Annotated in this window: 13 protein-coding genes and 5 pseudogenes; 3 read left to right on the top strand and 15 right to left on the bottom strand. The window is 71.7% G+C overall.

Features of this window, described 5'->3' with window-relative positions:
* Positions 1 to 54 precede the first annotated feature (54 nt).
* Positions 55 to 240 (top strand): annotated as a pseudogene (locus tag JNW91_RS33980) (hypothetical protein); the annotation flags it as partial.
* A gap of 255 nt (positions 241 to 495) precedes the next feature.
* Here JNW91_RS33980 and JNW91_RS33975 read toward each other — a convergent pair.
* The 13 genes and pseudogenes from JNW91_RS33975 to JNW91_RS19990 all read right to left on the bottom strand — a co-directional run.
* A pseudogene (locus JNW91_RS33975) lies at positions 496 to 585 on the bottom strand (Rho termination factor N-terminal domain-containing protein); the annotation flags it as partial.
* A gap of 401 nt (positions 586 to 986) precedes the next feature.
* A complete protein-coding gene (thrB, locus tag JNW91_RS20045; RefSeq protein ID WP_203177063.1) occupies positions 987 to 1931 on the bottom strand; it encodes a homoserine kinase in 945 nt (314 codons plus the stop codon).
* A 64-nt stretch (positions 1932 to 1995) separates the two neighbouring features.
* Positions 1996 to 2952 (bottom strand): annotated as a pseudogene (locus JNW91_RS20040) (MFS transporter); the annotation flags it as partial.
* Between the two features lie 13 nt (positions 2953 to 2965).
* Complete coding sequence (locus tag JNW91_RS20035; protein ID WP_203177062.1) at positions 2966 to 4132, bottom strand: inositol-3-phosphate synthase; 1167 nt, start codon at positions 4130 to 4132, stop codon at positions 2966 to 2968.
* Between the two features lie 540 nt (positions 4133 to 4672).
* Positions 4673 to 5848, bottom strand: a complete 1176-nt coding sequence (locus JNW91_RS20030) for a Gfo/Idh/MocA family protein (RefSeq protein ID WP_407664356.1) — start codon at positions 5846 to 5848, stop codon at positions 4673 to 4675.
* A 54-nt stretch (positions 5849 to 5902) separates the two neighbouring features.
* The gene (locus tag JNW91_RS20025; RefSeq protein ID WP_203177060.1) at positions 5903 to 6955 is read right to left on the bottom strand and encodes a substrate-binding domain-containing protein; all 1053 of its coding nucleotides are present in this window, start codon (positions 6953 to 6955) and stop codon (positions 5903 to 5905) included.
* A gap of 99 nt (positions 6956 to 7054) precedes the next feature.
* Complete coding sequence (locus JNW91_RS20020; protein WP_203177059.1) at positions 7055 to 8182, bottom strand: ABC transporter permease; 1128 nt, start codon at positions 8180 to 8182, stop codon at positions 7055 to 7057.
* Positions 8179 to 9687: a sugar ABC transporter ATP-binding protein gene (locus tag JNW91_RS20015; RefSeq protein WP_203177066.1), complete on the bottom strand. Its 1509-nt coding sequence runs from the start codon at positions 9685 to 9687 to the stop codon at positions 8179 to 8181. The genes JNW91_RS20020 and JNW91_RS20015 overlap by 4 nt, the downstream gene beginning before the upstream one ends.
* A gap of 136 nt (positions 9688 to 9823) precedes the next feature.
* A pseudogene (locus JNW91_RS20010) lies at positions 9824 to 11001 on the bottom strand (ROK family protein).
* A 261-nt stretch (positions 11002 to 11262) separates the two neighbouring features.
* The gene (locus JNW91_RS20005) at positions 11263 to 12288 is read right to left on the bottom strand and encodes a YihY/virulence factor BrkB family protein (protein WP_203177058.1); all 1026 of its coding nucleotides are present in this window, start codon (positions 12286 to 12288) and stop codon (positions 11263 to 11265) included.
* A 63-nt stretch (positions 12289 to 12351) separates the two neighbouring features.
* Entirely contained in the window at positions 12352 to 13161 is an 810-nt protein-coding gene (locus JNW91_RS20000; RefSeq protein ID WP_203177057.1) for an ABC transporter permease, read from the bottom strand.
* A 9-nt stretch (positions 13162 to 13170) separates the two neighbouring features.
* Positions 13171 to 13959 (bottom strand): ABC transporter permease, encoded by a 789-nt coding sequence (locus tag JNW91_RS19995; protein WP_407664355.1) that lies wholly within the window; start codon positions 13957 to 13959, stop codon positions 13171 to 13173.
* A gap of 186 nt (positions 13960 to 14145) precedes the next feature.
* Positions 14146 to 15078, bottom strand: coding sequence for an ABC transporter ATP-binding protein (locus JNW91_RS19990; RefSeq protein ID WP_203177056.1), 933 nt, complete (start codon positions 15076 to 15078; stop codon positions 14146 to 14148).
* Between the two features lie 253 nt (positions 15079 to 15331).
* On the opposite strand from JNW91_RS19990, the gene JNW91_RS19985 reads away from it, so the two are divergent.
* Positions 15332 to 17497, top strand: a complete 2166-nt coding sequence (locus JNW91_RS19985; protein WP_407664354.1) for a TRAP transporter permease — start codon at positions 15332 to 15334, stop codon at positions 17495 to 17497.
* A 127-nt stretch (positions 17498 to 17624) separates the two neighbouring features.
* Positions 17625 to 18512, top strand: coding sequence for a TAXI family TRAP transporter solute-binding subunit (locus JNW91_RS19980; RefSeq protein WP_309244430.1), 888 nt, complete (start codon positions 17625 to 17627; stop codon positions 18510 to 18512).
* Positions 18513 to 18525: 13 nt separating this feature from the next.
* Here the strand turns inward: JNW91_RS19980 and JNW91_RS19975 are convergent, their stop codons facing one another.
* Positions 18526 to 19062, bottom strand: coding sequence for a hypothetical protein (locus tag JNW91_RS19975; protein ID WP_203177054.1), 537 nt, complete (start codon positions 19060 to 19062; stop codon positions 18526 to 18528).
* Positions 19063 to 19587, bottom strand: a pseudogene (locus tag JNW91_RS19970) (DNA primase); the annotation flags it as partial.

The raw sequence follows: 19587 nt of genomic DNA, 5'->3' as shown, positions 1-19587 counted from the left end.
GTCGGCACGCTCACCCCGGTCGCTGCGCTCACTTCGCTCGTTGCGCTCGCCCCGATCGTTGCGCTCGCCCCGCTCGTTACGCTCACCCCGGTCGGCGCGCTCACCACGGTCGTTCCGGTCGGCACGCTCCGGACGCTCGGCACGATCCCGGCGGTTCTCGCCCCGGTCGGTCCGCTCGCCGGTCTCGGCCTCGTCGGTACGAGCCTCGGTGGTACGCGCCTCCGAGGTACGCGCCTCCGAGGTACGAGCCTCCGAGGTACGAGCCTCGGTGCTGCGCGCCTCCGCCGTGGCGGTACGGCTGCGGCGGGTACGACTCCGGCCCTCGGTCTCGGCGGCCGGCTCGGCCGGCACCTGGTCGGCGCGCCCTTCGGCCGCCGGCCGGTCGGCGGTCTCCCGCACGTCGGCGCGCACCCCCTCACGGGTCGGAGCGGCCGCAGCCGCGACCTCGGCCCGCGGTCGAGGGGTCCCGGCGGCGTTGCCGCCCTGCCGCTCGGAAATCGCGGCGATCAGCTCGCCCTTGCGCATGCGAGCCGTGCCGGAGATGCCGAGCGACGCGGCCAGGCTCTGCAGCTCTGGCAGCAGCATCGCCGACAGACCGGTGCCGCTGCGCCGACGACGGGCGGGAGCGGCGGTGGTGGCATCGCCAGCGACGTTGGAAACATCCGACGTCACGTCGGTGGTGTCGCTCAATGGATTCCTTCCCTCGATAAGGCCGGGACTGCCCGGAGTCGGAACTCAGGTGGCCGGGCGGCCTCGGTGCACCCGCCTCGCAAGGACGCGTCGCGGGAGTCTGTGACACAGCAGCCGGTCGGTATCCCGACTCACCGAAGGTCGGTGAGCAGGTCTCGCCGTCTGCGGCGACCTGTGGAAACTGCGGTGCGGCGTGGGCCTTGGCAGGGGTGACGGGCTGACCGCCGAGAGCTTCGGGGGTGCGCCGCCCCGCAGGAGATCGCGTGCTTCGCGGCTGTGCTAGGTCTAGAGCGTAATCAACTCTTCCGACCTGCGGCAACAGGGTCCCGCTCGGCGTGTCCAAGTCTACCCCGGGCAACCCGGGCGCCGCTGACGTCTATCGGTAACTTCCAGATCTGCCAGTCTGTTCCCACTGGGAAACCCGCAGGGGGGTCGGTGAGTGCCAGCACGGTCGGGCCGGCCCCACTGACCACAGCCGCCACATCGACCTCTCGCAACGCGCTGACCAGGGCCGATGTCGCCGGCATCCCCGGTGCCCGGTAGTCCTGGTGGAGTCGGTCGACGGTGGCCGGCAGCAGCAGCGTCGGGTCCGTGGTGAGCGCGTGCACGAGCAGCGCCGCCCGTCCGGCGGTCAACGCTGCGTCGCCGTGCGGCACGGTGGCCGGCAACGCGGCCCGCGCGGTCGCGGTCAATCCACGCTCGGCCGGCACGAAAACCGTCGGTCGCACGCCGGTGGCGACCGGCAGGGACACCGCGCGGGCGCCGGACGGCTCGGACCAGGCCAGCGTGAAGCCGCCGAGCAGGCAGGGCGCGACATTGTCCGGATGGCCCTCGATCTCGGCGGCCAGCCGAAGCGCGCCCGCCGCGTCCAACCGCTCGTCACCGTCGACGACCAGCGCGCGGGCCAGCAGCACACCGGCGACGATCGCGGCGGACGATGAGCCCAACCCGCGCGCCTGCGGGATCCGGTTGACGCACTCCACGCGCAACCCCGGAGGCTGCGCGCCGAGCACGTCGAAGGCGGCCCGCATGGCCCGCACCACCAGGTGCCGGTCGTCGTGCGGCAACTCGTCGGCGCCCTGCCCGGCCACCGTCACCCGGACCCCGTCCGGCGCCACCTCGGCCGCCAGGTCGTCGTACAGCCCGAGGGCGAGGCCCAGCGCGTCGAAGCCCGGGCCCAGGTTGGCGCTGGTCGCGGGAACTCGGACCCGGACCGGCCCGGCGGCGAAGTTCGTCGGCACGCGCTCATGCTAGGGGTCGGCACCGACGATCCGGTCCCGCGCCCGCAGCATGGGACCGACCGGCTCAACCGGCCGGGTCCGGAACCGGCTCGGTGCTCGGGTCGGTGAGCGAGAGCCGGCGCGTGGCGATCCGCCAGCCCACCGCGTAGACGAGGGTCACCAGGCCGCAGCCGGCCAGCACCACCCGCTCGTCCACCACGTCCACGACCAGCGCCACCGCCAGCTGGCTCACGGAGATGGCCAGCGTCGCGAGCATCATGTCGGTGGCGAAGACGCGACCCCGCAACCGGTCCGGCACCTCGCCCTGGAGGGCGAAGTTCGACATCACCCAGTTGCTGCCGCCCGCGAAGTGCGCCACGAAGACCAGCAGCAGCACCAACGGGAACCACCGGACCACCGACGCGCCCAGGTAGGACAGGCCGTAGAGCGACATGGACAGCGCGAGCCCGGGCAGCAGCCACGACCGGTTGGTCAGCACGCGACGCATCAGGATGGGCCCGACCAGCGCCCCCGCACCGCGCACCGCGAAGAGCAGGCCGGCGCCCAGCGGGCCGACCCCGTACACGCCGGCGAGCAGCGGGAACACGGTCAGCACCCCGTTGCCCAGCCCGACCGCCGACTTCACCGTGACCAGCGCCAGCACCCGCGGTCGGTGGCCGATGTAGCCGAGCGCCTCGCGGACCGCCGGCCAGGTCCGCTGGGCCGGCTGGTCGGTGTCGCGCGGCGCCTGCAACGGCCGGCGGATCCGCGTGGCCAGGCCGGCGGCCAGCGCCAGGCCCACCGCCGCCACCCAGAAGCAGACGTACGGGCCGGCGGCCGAACTGAGCACGCCGCCGAGCGAGGCGCCCACCACCGTCATGGTGCCCCAGGCCGAGCCGGCCACGGCGTTACCGGCGGCAAGCTCGTGCGGCTCCAGGACGTTGGGCAACGCGGCCTGGGCGGCCGGCGAGTAGAACGCCTTGGCGACCGCGACGGCGCCGATCGCCACCAGCGCCAGCCAGGCGGTGCCCCGGCTCCGGACCAGCTCGACGACGTCAGCCAGCGTGGTCATGGCCACCGTCCCGACCGGCGTGCAACTGCCGGGTGAAGTCGGTCAGCCGGGCCCACTGCTCGGCCAGTGAGTGGGTGGGGGCGCCGAGCGGGTCCTTGAAGAAGAAGCCCAGCTCGGCCAGCGGCCCGACATGCCCGGCGGCGTGCGCCGCGGCGGTGAGCCGGGCCAGGTCGAGCACCAGCGGCGCGGCCAGCGCGGAGTCGCAGCCGTGCCAGGTGAACTCCATCCGCATGCCGGTGCCGAGGAAGCCGGCGAACGTGATCAGATCCCAGGCGGTCTTGAAGTCGCCCAACTCCTCGACGTACTCGATCCGGGTGTTGCCCTGCGGGACGTAGCCCAGCGTCTCGCCGAGCACCCGCTGCTTGCTCTGCACCTTGGCGGCGTTGGCGGCCGGGTCGGCGAGGGTGGCGCCGTCGCCGCCGCCGAGCAGGTTCATCCCGGACCAGGAGCGCACGGCCAGGTTGCGCATCGCGAACATCGGCGCGAGCACCGACTTGACCAGGGTCTCCCCCGTCTTGCCGTCGTGCCCGGCGTACGGCAGTCGCTGCTGTTCGGCCAGCGCGGCCAACGCCGGCAGGCGCAGCCCGGTGGACGGGGTGAAGTCGACGTACGGGCAGCCGGCCAGCAGCGCCGCGTACGCGTACAGGGAGCTTGGTGGCAGCACCTCGTCCGGGCCGGTGAGCGCGGCGCGCAGCGCGTCCGGATCGGCGTGCCCGGGATGCGGTCGGGGGGTGGGTTCGGTGGCGGAGACGTTGACCACCACCACCCGGTCCAACCCGTGCCGTTCGCGGAAGCTGGTGAGGTCGCGGACCACGGCGGCGGCCCGATCGGCCTGGGTCGCGCCGACCGGCGCCGGGCGCAGCTCCTGTTCGACGGCGGTCAGCTCGTCGGGCAGCGCGGCGACCAGTCTCCCGGGGACGACACCGGCGTCGGCCAGTGCCTCGGCGCGCTTGTACAGCGGGGTGGTGGCCAGGTCGTGCCCGCCGAAGACCAGATCGGCGAAGGACGGCAGGGCGGGGCCGCGCAGCTCGGGCAGTTCCGTGACGCAGCCGGTCGGCCCGGCCAGGCCGGCTCGCAGCGCGAGCCCTCCGACGATGCTGGTGGTCGCGACCGAACCGCGCGCTCCCACCAACCAGACACCCGTTCGCATGGTGCTCCTTCCCGTCCAGGAGGAACCGTCGGTGCATGAAATATAGGAATATCAGAATATTCTTCGGAAAGATATGCCCTGGGTGGATGGGCCCCCGCCCGCCCGGCCCGGCACCGGGACGGCACCCGGTTCCGGCGTCGGCGTCGGCGGCGACGACGCCGGACCGGTTCCCGGTACGGGTGCGGGCAGACGGGGCTGGTAGGCAGGGTCGGTCGGCGTCTCGACCCTGCCTCCCCGCATCCGGCCGGCCAGGGCGTTGGCATGCCCGGACCGGACGTCTCAGGCCGGCGAACCGTCAGGTCCTCCGGATCGCCGGGAATGGTGGCGGCCCTCCGGTGCGGCCGGGGAATCCCGGTCCGGCCGCACCGGACAACCGTCCTGCTCGTGCGCCACCGGGCCGTACGGCCCGGCTGCACGCCCTCCGACGCCGACCTCGTCCCAGCCGCGGGGCGCAAACCGCGGCCGGTCCCTCGCCGGTCGGCTCCGGAAAGCCGGTCAGGCGACGGCGGTGGGAACACCGCCATCGCGGATGGTCGATGGTCAGACGGCCACCGCGGCCAGCGTCGGCTCCACCTCGGTCCAGGAGGAGTTGACCTCCGCGGAACGGGTCACCGCGTCCAGCACCAGCTGGACCTGCAACGCGTCGGCGAAGGAGGGAGCCGGGTCGACGCCGGTGGCGACCGCCTCGATGAAGTCACGCATCTCGTGCGTGAAGGAGTGCTCGTAGCCGATGATGTGACCCGGCGGCCACCACGCCGACATGTACGGGTGTTCGCCCTCGGTCACCAGGATCCGGGTGAAACCCTGTTCCACACCGGGCCGGGTGGCGTCGTAGAACTCCAGCTCGTTGAGGCGTTCCAGGTCGAAGACGACGCTGCCGAGCGAGCCGTTGATCTCGACCCGCAGGGCGTTCTTGCGGCCCGTGGCGAACCGGCTCGCCTCGTACGTGGCCAGCGCGCCGCCGTCCAGCCGGGCCACGAAGACCGCGGCGTCGTCGACGGTGACCGGCCCGGTGGGCGACGCGTTGCCGTCCACCGTGGCCGCCAGACCGCTCGACCCGGCCGGCAGCGGCCGTTCCTTGACGAAGGTCTCGGTGACGGCGCTGACCCCGGTGATCCGCTGGCCGGTGACGAACTGGGTCAGGTCGATGATGTGCGCACCGATGTCACCCAGCGCGCCGGAGCCCGCCTTGTCCTTCTGCAACCGCCAGACCAGCGGGAACTGCGGATCCACGATCCAGTCCTGCAGGTACGTCGCTCGGACGTGTCGAATCACCCCGAGTCGTCCGTCGGCGACCAGCTGGCGCATCATCGTGACCGCGGGGACCCGGCGGTAGTTGAACCCGCACATCGACCACACCCCGGCGGCCCGGGCTGTCTCCGCCGCAGCGGTCATCGCCCGTGCCTCGGCCACCGTGTTGGCCAACGGCTTCTCGCACAGGACGTGCTTACCGGCGGCCAACGCGGCGAGTGCGATCTCGGCGTGGCTGTCGCCCGGCGTGCAGACGTCGACCACGTCGATGTCGTCCCGGTTGATCAGGTCACGCCAGTCCGTCGTGTACGCGTCCCAGCCGAGCCGGTCGGCGGCGTCGGCCACCTTCCCGGTGTCCCGGCCGCAGATCAGCGACATTCGGGCCCGCGCCGGCAGGTCGAACACGCGGTTCACGGTGCGCCACGCCTGTGAGTGCGCGGCGCCCATGAACGCGTAACCGACCATGCCGATCCGCAGTTCTCTGTCTGTCGTGGACAAGGTGGGTCTCCCCCCGGTATGTCAGAACCCGAGCTTGTCGTAGCTGCTCGCGTTCTCCTTGGTGATCGTCTCGGAGGCGAGGGTCACTTCCTTGGGCACCTGCAGTTCCGTCAGGTCGCCCAGGCCCCGACCCTGCGCGATGAGCCGCGCGAGCGAGACCGCCGAGGAGGCCATCGACGGGTTGTAGGTGACCGTCGCCTTGAGCACGGTGTTGTCGGCCTTGATCGCGTCGATCGCGAGCTTGGAACCCGCGCCGCCGACCATGAAGAACTCCGACCGGTTGGCCTGCTTGACGGCCGCGAGCACACCGATGCCCTGGTCGTCGTCGTGGTTCCAGATCGCGTCGATCTTCGGCAGCGCCTGGAGCAGCTGGGCCGCCTCGCGCTGACCGCTGTCCGAGGTGAACTCGGCCGAGCGGCGGTTGTTCACCTTGAACCCGTAGGTCGCCAGGGCCGCCGCGAAGCCGGCGCTACGCTCGACGGTCAGCGGGATCTCCAGACCGGCGATCTCACCGATCACCGGGTTGGCGACGCCCTTGTCCTTGAGCCGCTTGCCGATGAAGTGCCCGGCCGAGACGCCCATGCCGTAGTTGTCGCCCTTGATGACCAGCCGCGAGGCCAGCGCGTCGGGGAAGGCCCGGTCGAGGTTCACGATCGGAATGCCCGCCTGCATCGCCTGGAGGGCAACGGCGTTGACCTCCTTGCCGTCGTGCGGCAGCACGACGATGATGTCCGGCTTCTGGGCGATCAGCGTGCCGAGCGTGGAGCGCTGGGCCTCCGAGTTCGACCCACCGTCGACCTCCTTGAACTCCACGTCCGAGTACGCCGCGGCCTGGGCCTTGGCGTTGGCGTGGATCGCACCCAACCAGCCGTGGTCGGCGGCCGGGGCGGAGAAGCCGATGATGACCTTCTTACCCGGGGCGTTGTTGCCTTCGCTGTTTCCGGCGGCCTTGGTCTGGGTGCTCGCCGCCGGCGTCTCGTTGCTGGTGCAGGCGGTGAGCAGGGTGGCGGCGCCCACTGCGGCTCCACCGAAGAGCAACCGGCGGCGCGACAGGTCGCGACTGTGCTGGGTCATGAACGACCTCCTGGGAGCGGATTATTTGTTGATGAGGGTGTGCGAGGCCCGGCCACTGTCGGCATCGCGCGACGTGGCCAGGGACAACGGTGCGGTGCGTCAGGTTGCGGTGGTGACCCTGTTCCGCGCGAGGAGCCGAGTGACGGACTTGAACTGGAACTGCTGGACCAGGACGGCGGCGACGATAATGCCGCCCTTGACCATGTTCTGCGCCTCGATGGAGAGGCCGTTGATGGCGAAGAGGTTCGTGATCGTGGCGAAGATGATGACGCCGAGCAGCGAGCCGACGATCGTGCCCCGACCACCGCTGAGCAGCGTCCCGCCGATGATCGCGGCGGCAATCGCGTCCAGCTCGTACAGGTTCGCCATCGCCGCCTGCGCCGAGGTTGCCTGCGAGGTGAGCATGATGGCGGCGATGCCGCAGCAGAGACCGGAGAGCGCGTACAGCAGCATGGTGTGCCGACGGACGTTGATGCCGGCCAGACGCGCCGCCTCCGGGTTACCGCCGACGGCGATGGTCCGCCGGCCGAAGGTCGTCCGGTTGAGCAGGATCCATCCGGCCACCACCACCGCGCCGAGGATGTAGACGAGGATCGGAATCCCCAGCACCTTGCGGGCGGCGATGTCGTTGATGAAGGTGCTGCTCGACACCTGGGTCTGCTTGTTGGAGATCGACGCCGCGAGTCCGCGTGCGGCCACCAGCATCGCGAGCGTCGCGATGAACGGCACCAACCGGCCGTACGAGATGAGGACGCCGTTGACCAGGCCGACGCAGATGCCGACCACGAGGGCGGCGAAGATCATGCCGCCGGCGCCGTAGCTCTGGGTGGCGACCGTGGTGCACCAGACACCGGCCAGCGCGACGATCGCCCCGACCGACAGGTCGATCCCGCCGCCGATGATCACAAAGGTCATCCCGACCGTGACCACGCCGACGACCGAGGCGAGCTGGAGGATGGCCAGGACGTTGTTCCAGACCCAGTTCGGGTCGCCGTAGAGGTCCGGCTTGGTGACCGCGCCGACCACGATGAGCGCGGCCAGCACACCGATCAGACCGAGGTTCCGCTTGGCACCCTCGCCGCCGTCCCCCCGCCACCAGGAGAGCCGGCCCGTGCCCGCCGCCTTGTCACTGGCCACCGCCGTCTCCGCCGGGTCCACCGGCGGCGACTGCGCCGGAAGCTGCGGGCGCTCCGGTGTCGCGGTGGGAGTGGGAGTCGCGTCGCTCATGCCGGTGCGCCTTCCATCAAGGACCCCGCCATCACGAGGTCGAGCACGGTGTTCTCGTCGAGTTCGCCGGCCGCGGCTTCGCGGACGACCCGCCCTTCCCGCATCACCAGCACCCGGTCGGCCAGGCCCAGCACCTCGGGCACCTCGCTGGAGACCAGCAGCACCCCGACGCCCTGGGCGGCCAACGACCGGATGACCTGGTAGAGCTCGGCCCGGGCACCCACGTCCACGCCCCGGGTGGGCTCGTCCAGCAGCAACAACTTGGTGCCGCCGAGCAGCCACCGCCCGACCACCACCTTCTGCTGGTTGCCGCCGGACAGTGTGCGTACCGGCCGGTCGACGTCCCGGGGCCGCAGCTCCAGGCTCTCGGCGATCCGGTCCGCCTCGGCGCGTTCCTTCGCGGCGTCGGTGAAGCCGAGCCGCGCGTACCGGCCGAAGGTGGCCAGCGTGACGTTGCGGTAGATCGGCTCGCCGAGCAGCAGCGCCTGGCTCTTGCGTTCCTCCGGGGCCATCCCCATGCCGGCCCGCACCGCCGCGCCGACGCCGGGACGCAGCACCCGCCCGTCCATGCGCACCGAGCCGGCTTCCGCGAGGCGGGCGCCGTAGATGGTCTCCAGCAGCTCCGAACGACCGGAGCCGACCAGGCCGGCGATGCCGACGATCTCCCCGGCGCGCACGTTCAGCGAGACGTCGGCGAACTCTCCGGTGCGGGTCAGCCCCTCCACCTGGAGCAACTCGGCGCCGGGGCCCTCGTCGGCGGGGCGGTCCGGGAAGACGTACTCGATGGTCCGGCCGGTCATCCGGCTGACCAGGTCGCGGGTCGGGGTGTCTCGCGCCGGCAGGTTCGCCGCCGTGGTCCGGCCGTCCTTGAGTACGGTCACCCGGTCGCCGATCTCGCGGATCTCCTCCAGGCGGTGGGAGATGTAGATGACGGCGATGCCCTGCGCGGTCAACTCCCGGATGATCCGGAACAGGTTGCCGACCTCGTCGTGCGCCAGCACCGCGCTCGGCTCGTCCATGATGATCAGTCGGGCCTCGTGCGACAGCGCCCGGGCCATGCTGACGATCTGCTTACCGGCTGCCGGCAGCGACCGGACCATCCGCCCCGGCGGGATCTCCCCGTGGCCGAGCCGGCTCAGGATCTGCCGGGTCTGGCGGGCCATCCGGCCCCGCCGGACGAACCCGAACCTGCGGTGCTCGTGACCGAGGAAGGCGTTCTCCGCGACCGAGAGGTCCTCGACGAGGTCGAGTTCCTGGTAGATGGTGGCGATGCCGGCCTTCATCGCCGCCTGCGGGTTGGCGAAGGCCGCCGGCTCGCCGCGCCACTCCACCTGCCCGGAATCCGGCTGGTGCACCCCGGACAGCACCTTGATCAGGGTCGACTTGCCGGCACCGTTCTGACCGAGCAGACAGTGCACCTCGCCGGCGCGTACCTCGAGCTGAACACCGTCGAGGGCGCGTACCCCGGGGAACGTCTTGACCACATCGGTGAGGCGCAGGACCACCTCGCCCGCGACGGTGTCGGGCGGAGCCTCGACCAGCGGCGCCTCGACGCCGGCCTCGGCCGACTCGGCGGTCTCCTCGGACAGAGCCACGGTCTCCTCCTCGCTCACGATGGTTGGTCGATCAGTGGCCGCAGCATCAGGAGGCCTCCCCGAAGGCGACATCGCTGGCGAGCACGGCCGCTCCGGCGACGCCGGCGCGACCACGAGCTCGGACAGCACGACGGGCAGGTTGCCGGTGGCCAGCGGCAGCGACCGGCGGTAGACCACGCTGCGGATCTCGGCGAGCAGGATGTGCCCGAGCTGGGCCAGCCCGCCGCCGATCACGATCATCGACGGGTTCGTGAAGCTGACCAGGCCGGCGAGGACGCCGCCGACCCGCCGCCCGCCGTCGCGGATGAGCTGGATGCAGGTCACGTCGCCCTCGACGGCGCCCTCGGCGACGTCCAACGCGCTGACCGCGCCCCGCTGGGCCATCCGCTCGGCCAGCGCCGGCGACGCTCCGCTGCGGGCGGCGGCGGTGGCGTCCTTGGCCAGCGCCGCTCCGCTGAACAGCGCCTCCAGGCAGCCGACATTGCCGCAGGAGCACATCGGGCCGTGCGAGTCGACCTGGATGTGCCCGATGTCCCCGGCGCAGCCGTCGGTGCCCCGGTAGACCTCGCCGGTGAGGTAGATGCCGCAGCCGATCCCGGTGCCGATCTTCACGAAGAGGAAGTCGTCCACCGAGTGGGCGACCCCACCGTGGCGCTCACCGATGGCCATGATGTTGACGTCGTTGTCGACCACCGCGGGGCAGCCGTGTTCCCGGCTGAGCAGCTCGCGCACCGGGAACCGGTCCCAGCCGGGCATGATCGGCGGCGAGACCGGGACGCCGTCGCGGAAGCTGACCGGCCCGGGTACGCCGATGCCGACCGCGTCCAACCGCTCGTACGCCCCGTCGACCCGGGCCTTGTGCAGCAGCTCGTTGACCCGTTGCAGGGTCACCTTCGGGCCGTTGCGGATGTCGGCGGGCTCGGCGTAGTGCGCCACCGGTTCGAGGCGGCCATTGACCACCTCGACGTCCATCGAGCTGGCGCCCAGGTCCACGGCGGCAAAGCGCAGGTTCGGGTTCAGCTCGACCAGCGTGGAGCGACGTCCGCCCCGGGAGGCGGCGAGACCGGCCTCGGCGACATATCCCAGCGCGACCAGGCGATCAAGCTCGGCCAACAGGCGCGGGCGCGGCATCTGGAGTCGGTCGCCCAGCTCGGCCCGGGACACGGCCCCCTCGTCGCGGAGCAACCGCAACAGGCGGACGTGCAGAGGGTCGACGGTCCGCACCGGGGACTCACCTCTTCATCGGACTCGTTCACATCGACGACATGCCGATGTGTTGTGTCCGACACAGTAGGAGCGTTCCGCACCGCCTGTCCAGAGCTTCGACCGTTTCGATCCCAACTTTTGTCCGAAAGAACAAAAGCTACTAGTGGATCAAGAAAAGGATCACAGGCCGCCCGCGTCCGCTCGCCCGCAGTGCCGACGCAGGACACACGACCGCCCCGCCAGCCGATCTACGAGTGGCGGGGCGGTCGGGCGCCGGGATCAGTGGCGGGTGGCGGTGTTGCGCTTCTTGCGCAGCTTGCGGTCGTCGCGCAACTCGACGTACGGCTCGTCGTCGACGGAGTGACCGGCCGAGATGGCCCGGCTGCGCTCCAGCTCCGCGTCGAACTCGGCGCCCAGCAGGATCGCGATGTTGCTCAGCCAGAGCCAGACCAAGAAGATGATCACCCCGGCCAGCGCCCCGTACGTCTTGTTGTACGAGCCGAAGTTGCTCACGTAGAGCGCGAACAGGCCGGAGATCACCAACCAGATCACCACGGCCAGCACGCCGCCCGGGCTGACCCAGCGGAAACCGCCGTGCCGAGCGTTCGGTGAGGCCCAGTACAGGATGGCGAACATCAGGCTGACCAGGATCAGCAGCACCGGCCATTTCGCGATGTCCCACACCGTGACCGCCGTCGAGCCCAGGCCGACCACGTCTCCCACCGTCTCGGCGAGGCGGCCGGTGAAGACCACGATCACCGCGCTGGCCAGCAGCAGCACCCCGATCACCGCGGTCACGCCGAGCCGGATCGGCAGCGTCTTCCAGATCGGCCGGCCCTCCGGCACGTCGTAGATGGTGTTCGAGGCGCGCATGAACGCGCCGATGTAACCGGACGCGGACCAGAACGCGGCCACCAGACCGATGATCGCCGCGACGCTGGCCAGGCCACCGCTCTGCTGTGCCTGGGTGATCGCACCCTCGATGATCCTCTGGACGCTGTCGTTCGGCACCGCCTGGTTGACGGTGTCCCGGACGCCGTTGGTGGCACTCTCGCCGAGCAGACCGAGGATCGAGATCAGCACCAGCAGGCCGGGGAAGATGGAGAGCACCCCGTAGTAGGTCAGCGCCGCCGCCCAGTCGGTCAGGCTGTCGTCCTGGAATTCGGTGATCGTCCGGCGCAGCGCCGCTTTCCAGCCGCTGCCGGGCAGGTCGGTCGGGCTGTCCGGCCCCGCGTCGGGCCCGACCGGCGCGCTGGCGTCGGCACGCTCGCGCTTCCGGTGGGCGGAAGACTCGTCCGAGGCCATCGCCCCTCCTCATCGTCGGTGGTGTCACCTCCGACATGCCCCGTCGACGACGGCGCGTAACCCCTACGGGTAGAGCAACCTGCCCATCCGCCGGGACGCGACCAGCAGGCCGACCGCCATCATCGCCACCAGGTAGAGCACGTCGAGCAGCCAGGCCCAACCCCCGACGCCGAGGGTGACGCCACGGATCAGGTGCACCGACCGGTACAGCGGGGTGACCTCGACCAGCCAGTGCAGCAGCGTCGGGTATGCCTGCGCCGGCACGAACGTGCCGGAGAAGAGGAACAGGGTGAACTGGGCCGAGCCCATCAGGTCGAAATCCTGCCAGCTGCGCATGAACGTGGAGACCGCCATGCCGAGCGCGCCGAACGCGAACCCGACCAGCACCGCCGCCGGCAGAGCGGTCAGTGCCCGGGCCACGGTGGTCAGGTGGAGCGCGACCATCACCGCGAGGAACGCCGCCGAGTACGCGCTACCCCGCAGCATCGCCCACCCCAGCTCCCCGAGGGCGATCTCGAACGGCCGCACGGGGGTGGCGATCATCCCGTCGTACAGCTTCATGTACTTCATCTTGCCGAAGAAATTGAATGTGGTCTCCGCGAGCGCCCCGGTCATCGCCGACGAGGCGAGCATCGCCGGAGCCACGAACTCCGCGTACGAGACCAGCCGCCCGTCGGGCAGGGGCAGGTCGCCGACCAGCGCCCCGACGCCCACCCCGATGGAGAGCAGGTAGAGCAGCGGCTCCACGAACCCGGAGAGCAGCAGCAGCCAGTACACCGACTTCAGCGCCGCGACGTTGCGTTCGACCACCGACGCCGAGCGCCGCGACACGGCGGAGACGTCGACCAGCCGGGGCAGGACCAGCGTGAGCACGAACCCTCCCTAGACGACGAGCTTGCGACGGAACGCGCGCAGCGCCAACAGCCACCCGGCGACCGCCCAGGCGGCCAGGTAGAGCAGATGCCCGACGATCGACCACTGTGGCGCGACGCCGAGCGTGGCGGCTCGGCACAGGTCGACGGCGTGCCACAGCGGCGTCACGTACGCCAGCCAGCGCAGCGCGTCGGGCAGCGACTCCACCGGGAAGAACACACCGGCGAACAGCGTCATCGGAATGACCGCGAACCGGAACAGCATCGCCAGCCAACTGTCGCTGGACACCGACGCCGTGTACGCGAAGGTCGGCGCGGCCACGGCCAGCCCGAGCAGCGCCACCACCGGCAGGGTGGCCACCGCCCACGGCGACGGCAACGCCCCGAACAGGCCGGTGACCAGCAGGAACGCCGCGATCGTGGTGAGCACCCGGAACAGCACGAAGGCCAGGTGCCCGGCCAGGATGTCACCCACCCGCAGCGGCGACGCGCTCTGCGCGAAGTACGTCTTGACCCACTGGAAGTTGCTGAACACCGGCCAGGTCGAGTCGCCGACGGTCACCTGGAGCGCGGTCGAGGCGATCAGCCCCGGGACCAGCCAGTCGAGGTAACGCACCCCGTCGACGCCCTGGTCGATGTACGCGCCGACGCCGAGCCCGAAGCCGAGCACCGTCAACACCGGCAGCAGGAACGAGGAGAACACCCCCGCGCGCCACGTGCGCCGCAGACCGACCAGGTAGTGCTCGAACACGGCGTACGCCGGCACCCACGGGAACCGCCCGCGCGTCGTTGCCGCCACGCTCACCACGACCACCCCCCGCCCCACCGTGCCGGCCACCACGACCTTCCTACCCCCGGGGTACGACAGGCCGTCGGCCACCCTACGACGGCCCCGCCGACGTGTCGCCCGGGTTTCGAAGCGTTGATCGGCAGCCCCAGCCCCATCGCGAAGACGCCAACCCGACCGGCGGACGCCGGCGACGGGTCAGTCGACCAGGGTGCGGCCGGTCAGGTGCAGGAAGACGTCCTCCAGGCCGCTGCGCCGCACCAGGACGTTGGCCGGGTTGAGCCCCAACGCGGAGACCTCGGCGACCGCCGCGTCGCCGTCGGGTACGTAGAGCAGAACCCGGTCGGGCAGCACCTCCACCCGCTCCCCCAGCCCGTCGAGCTTGTCGGCGAACGGCTCCTGCGACTCGGCGGCGAAGCGCAGCTCGACCACCTCGCGGGTGGAGTGCCGCTCGATCAGCGCCCGGGGCGAGCCCTCGGCGACGATCCGCCCGCCGTCCATCACCACCAGCCGGTCGCAGAGCTGCTCGGCCTCGTCCATGTAGTGCGTGGTGAGCACCAGCGTGACGCCCTGCTGCTTGAGCCGGAACAGCCGCTCCCACACCAGGTGCCGGGCCTGCGGGTCCAGACCGGTGGTCGGCTCGTCGAGCAGCACGATCTCCGGATCGTTGACCAGCGCTCGGGCGATGGTCAGCCGGCGCTTCATCCCGCCGGAGAGCGGCTCGACCTTGCTGTCGGCCCGCTCGCTGAGCTGGACGAAGTCGAGCAGCTCGTCAGCCCGCTCCCGCGCCGCGCGGCGCGCGATGCCGAAGTAACGGGCGTAGACGGTCAGGTTCTCCCGAACGGTCAGCTCCGGATCGAGATTGTCCAACTGTGGGCACACGCCGAGCCGAGCCCGGATCGCCGGCCCGTCCGCCACCGGATCCATGCCGAGGATGCGCAGCTCACCACCACTCGGTGGCGAGATGCAGCCGACCATCCGCATGGTGGAGGACTTGCCGGCGCCGTTGGGCCCGAGGAAGCCGAACGCCTCACCGGAGCGCACCTCGACGTCGATGCCGTCCACGGCGACGAAGTCGCCGAACCGCTTCACCAGCCCGCGAGCCTGAATCAGTGGTCGCCCCGAAGTCACCGTCCGACCCTAACCGCCGGGTCCGACAGCCCTCCACGCGAATACGCGCCCGCGACCAGCCGGACGCACCGCCGGCCCGACCCTCGGTGGCGAAACGCCGGTCGATGCCCCACCGGGCTGCCCGATCGACGTGTATCGTCCCCTCGTGTCGCCCATCAGCTCGCCCGATGGTTCGTCGCCACCCGTCCGACCAGCCAACTCTCCCACCGGTGGGCCTGCCGCGGGCGCCGACGGCACGCCACCTCGACCGCGTGTGACACCCGACCCCACGCAGTCGGTCGACGTCGACCCGACCGGGCTCGGCGCCGACCCGACCGAACGCCGCGACGATGACGACAGTTCCGCCGCCGAGCGGGCGACCCGGGACCTGGCCGCCCAGTTCGAGGACGAGAAGCCGGGCCGGGTGTTGTCCGGGCCGGCGGGTCAGCTCCTCACCGTGGCGGCGCTGGCGGTCGGCGCCCTCGCCATCTGGCAGGTGTTCCGCCCGCTGTCGCAGGGCAGCAAGTATTACCTGATCATCTTCCTGGCCGGCGTACTCCCGTTGGTCTTCCTCGCCTACCCGGCCGGCCTGCGGCTGCCGGCCCGCCTGCGCGCCCGGCGACCCGACGGGGACCGCACCGACGCGCTGCCGGCGTCGACGCGACTCACCGCGACGGACTGGGTCCTGGTCGTCCTGGCGGTGGCCGCCTGCCTCTACCCCGTCCTACCGATCCCCCTGGGCACGGGCGGCGGCGGCTACAACGCCTTCCTCGACCGGCAGGGCCTGCTGGCGCCGACGGACCTCGTCCTGGGCACCGTGCTGCTGCTCCTGCTGCTCGAAGCGTGCCGGCGCACCACCGGTTGGATCCTGCCCGCGGTCTGCCTGCTGTTCCTCGGCTACGGCTACTACGGCGGCCTGCTGCCGCAGTCCTGGCCGGTCGCCCACGCCGGGCTCGACTTCAGCCAACTGGTCGACGCGTTCTACAACTCCGACAGCGGCTTCTACGGCACTCCGCTGGACGTGGCCGCCTCGTACATCGTGCTGTTCACCATCTACGGCGCGGTCCTGGAACTCTCCGGGGCCGGGCGGTTCTTCGTCGAGCTGTCGGCGGCGGCGTTCCGCCGCTCGCGTACCGCCGCCGGCCGCACGGCGGTGGCTTCCGGCTTCCTGCTCGGCACCGTCTCCGGCTCCGGTGCGGCGACGACGGTGAGCATCGGCGCGGTCACCTGGCCCCTGCTGCGCCGCGCCGGCTACCCGCCGGAACGGGCCGGCGGCATGCTGGCCGCCGCCGGGGTCGGTGCGATCCTCTCGCCACCCACCCTGGGCGCGGCGGCGTTCATCATCGCCGAGTACCTGGGCGTGTCGTACCTCCAGGTGCTGGGCTGGGCCACCGTGCCGACGGTGCTCTACTACCTCGGCATCCTGCTCTCCGTGGAGATCGACGCCCGCCGCTCCGACGTACGTCCCGTGCTGATCGACGTCGGTTCACCGTGGCCGATGCTGGCCCGGTTCGGCTACCACTTCGCCTCGCTGGTCGCCATCATCGTGCTCCTCGCCGTGGGCGTGTCCGCCACGAGGGCTGTCGTCTTCGCCACCCTCCTGGCGGCCGCGCTGTCCTTCCTGGACCGTGCCCACCGGCTCACCCCGGCCCGCCTGGTGACCGCGCTCGTCACCGGTGTACGCGGCGTGCTCGCGGTCACCGCCGTCTGCGCCGCCGCCGGCATCATCACGGCGACCACCACGAAGACCGGCCTCGGGCCGCAGGCGGCGGCGCTGCTGGTCGGCGGGGCGAAGGCGGCCACCTCGAATCCGACCCTGGTGCTGGTGCTCACCGCGCTGCTCGCGGCCGTCGCGCTCAGCCTGCTGGGCCTGGCCGTGCCGGTCACCGCCTCGTTCGTGATCGGCTGGGTGATCGTCGGCCCGGCCCTCATCGACCTCGGTGTGACGGCGCCCGCCGTGGCGATGTTCGTCTTCTACTTCGCGGTGCTGTCCGAGGTGTCTCCACCGACCGCGCTCGCCGCGGTGGCCGCCGCGGCGGTGACCGGCGGCCGGCTGGTGCCGACCATGTGGCAGACCCTGCGCTACGCCCTACCCGCCTACCTCACCCCGATCGCCTTCGTCATCACGCCGGCCGGGCTGGGGCTGCTGGGCATCGGCGGCGTGTGGCGGATCACCGTCGCCGCCGTCGTGACCGCGCTCAGCGTGGCGGTGCTCGCCGTCGCCGCCGGCGGCTGGCTGCCCGGCGTGGGGCCCGCCGGCGCACCGGAGCGCATGCTCGGCGCCCTCGCCGGCGTCACCCTGCTCTGGCTCGAACCCGTCCCGGTCGCGGTCGGCGTCGCGCTGGCCGCCGTCGCGGCGGCAGGCGTGTTCGTCCGACGTGGATCCGTCCGCCGGCCGCCAGCCGGATCACCAGCCAATCCTGTGGAGGGGAAACTGTGAGACGAATCGACGTACGGCTCGCGGCGGGCCTGAGCGTGCTCGCCCTCGTCACGACCGGCGCGCGGGCTGCGGGGGCCAGCAGGGCGGCGCCGCCAAGGACGACACGGCCAACGAGGTCACCTGCGAGGTGGCCCGGGAGACCCGCGTCGGCATCGCCACCGGCAACGCGACAGGCGTCTACTACCCGGTCGGCAACGCGCTGGCCGGTCAACTGTCCGGGGCGACCGGAGGCAGACTCACCGGCACCGCCGCCGAGACCGGCGCCTCGGTGCAGAACGTCGAACAGCTGGTCAGTGGCCAGTACGACGTGGCGTTCTCGCTGTTCGACACGGCGGTCAGCGCGGTCCAGGGCAAGGGCAGCTTCACCGCGCCGCAACCGGTCGAGGCGCTCGCCCGCATCTACGACAACTACACGCAGGTGGTGGTCCGCAACGACTCCGGGATCACCTCGGTGGCCGACATGCGCGGCAAGCGGATCTCCACCGGTTCCCCGAAGTCCGGCACCGAGGTGATCGCCAACCGCCTGCTGGAGGCCGCCGGCCTCGACCCGGCCAAGGACGTCCGGGCGCAGCGGCTCGACCTCACCAAGACCGTCGAGGGCATCAAGGACGGCAGCGTCGACGGGCTCTTCTGGTCCGGTGGCCTGCCCACCGGTGGCCTGACCGACCTGTTCACCACCGCCGGCGACACGGTGAAGTTCGTCGACCTCGCGCCGCTGCTGCCGAAGATGGCCGCGGTGAGCCCCGCCTACCAGGCCGGCACGATCGGCCGGGACGCGTACCGGACGGCGGCGGACACCCCGACCATCGTCGTGCCCAACGTGCTGCTGGTCCGCAAGGACCTGGACGCCAACGTCGCCTGCGCGATCACCCGGACGGTGTTCGACAAGCGCGACGCCCTGGCCCAGGCCAATCCGGCGGCCAAGGGGATCTCGCTGGAGACCGCCCGCAGGACCGAGCCGGTGCCGCTGCACCGGGGCGCCGACAAGGCGCTGAAGGATCTCGGCGCGAACTAGGGCCGGTGTCCGGTCAGCCGTCGACCGGCGCGGTGGCGGCGCGGGCCACGGCGACCAGATGGTCGGTCTCGGCGAGCAGGGCAGCGTCGTCCGCCGGGGTGCCGGGGTCGAGCCGGACGGTCCAGGTCAGACCGTCGACCCCGGCCACCCGCCGGGCCGCGACCCGAGCCGCGCCGCCGGGCAGCCGGTGGTGTTGGGTGTACGCGACCGAACGGGTCACCCGTGCCCGTACCTGGTGTGGCAGCTCGCCCGGGTCGAGCAGCAGGTACGTCTCGGCGGGACCGTCGGTGACCAGCGCGTAGCCGTCGCACTCGGCGACCGGTTCGGCGGGCGTGACGGTCAGCTCCCGACCGGACCACACGGCCTTGAGGATGTCGTGCCAGCCGAGGCGGTGGCCCCGACCGGGCAGCCACAGCCCGAGGTTGCTGGCCACGACCACCCCGTCGCCCTCGCCGTTTCCCGCCGCGGCCCACGCGAGCACCCGCTCGTCGGGGGCCAGCGGCGGCCGGTCGGCCGGAGGCAGCTTCGGCTTGCGGCTGAACAGTCCCATTCAGAGCCCTCCCGCGGCCTGCTCGCGCAGCGCCCGGGCGTGCTGCTCCAGTGACAGCAGCTCGCCGAAGGCCGCGAAGTACTCGTCCTTGTTGTTGACCGGGTTGATGCGTTGGATCCGGGACTTGAGGTCCCGAATGCGGGCGGTCACCGACCCGAACTGCACCCGGGCCATGGTGATCGACACGTAGCGCGGGTCCGGTTCACCGTCGATCCGCAGCGGCTCGACGGCCAGCTCGCCGACGAGCGCCGCCGACGCCAGGTCGTCGCAGGAGTCGCGGACCTTCTCGATCCAGACCGCGCCTCCGGTCGCCGACGCGGCCCCACCGGCCGCCGCGATGGCCGACCGCACCGCCACGTGCACCGGATGGCGGTACTCCGTCGCCTCGACCGCGTCGAACATCGGCCCGGCCAGCACCGGCTGTTGGAGGGCGAGCTTCAGCGCCTCCCGTTCGACCATCGACTGCGGGCTGTCCAGGGCCGGCTCGGACCGGGCCGGCGCGGATCGGGCCGGGGGGCGCGCGCT

The organism is Micromonospora parastrephiae, from assembly GCF_016802865.1.
In the GTDB taxonomy this organism is placed as follows: Bacteria; Actinomycetota; Actinomycetes; order Mycobacteriales; family Micromonosporaceae; genus Micromonospora; species Micromonospora parastrephiae.
The sequence above is the reverse complement of the archived record's forward strand: the minus strand, read 5'-3'. Positions and strand labels throughout refer to the sequence as shown.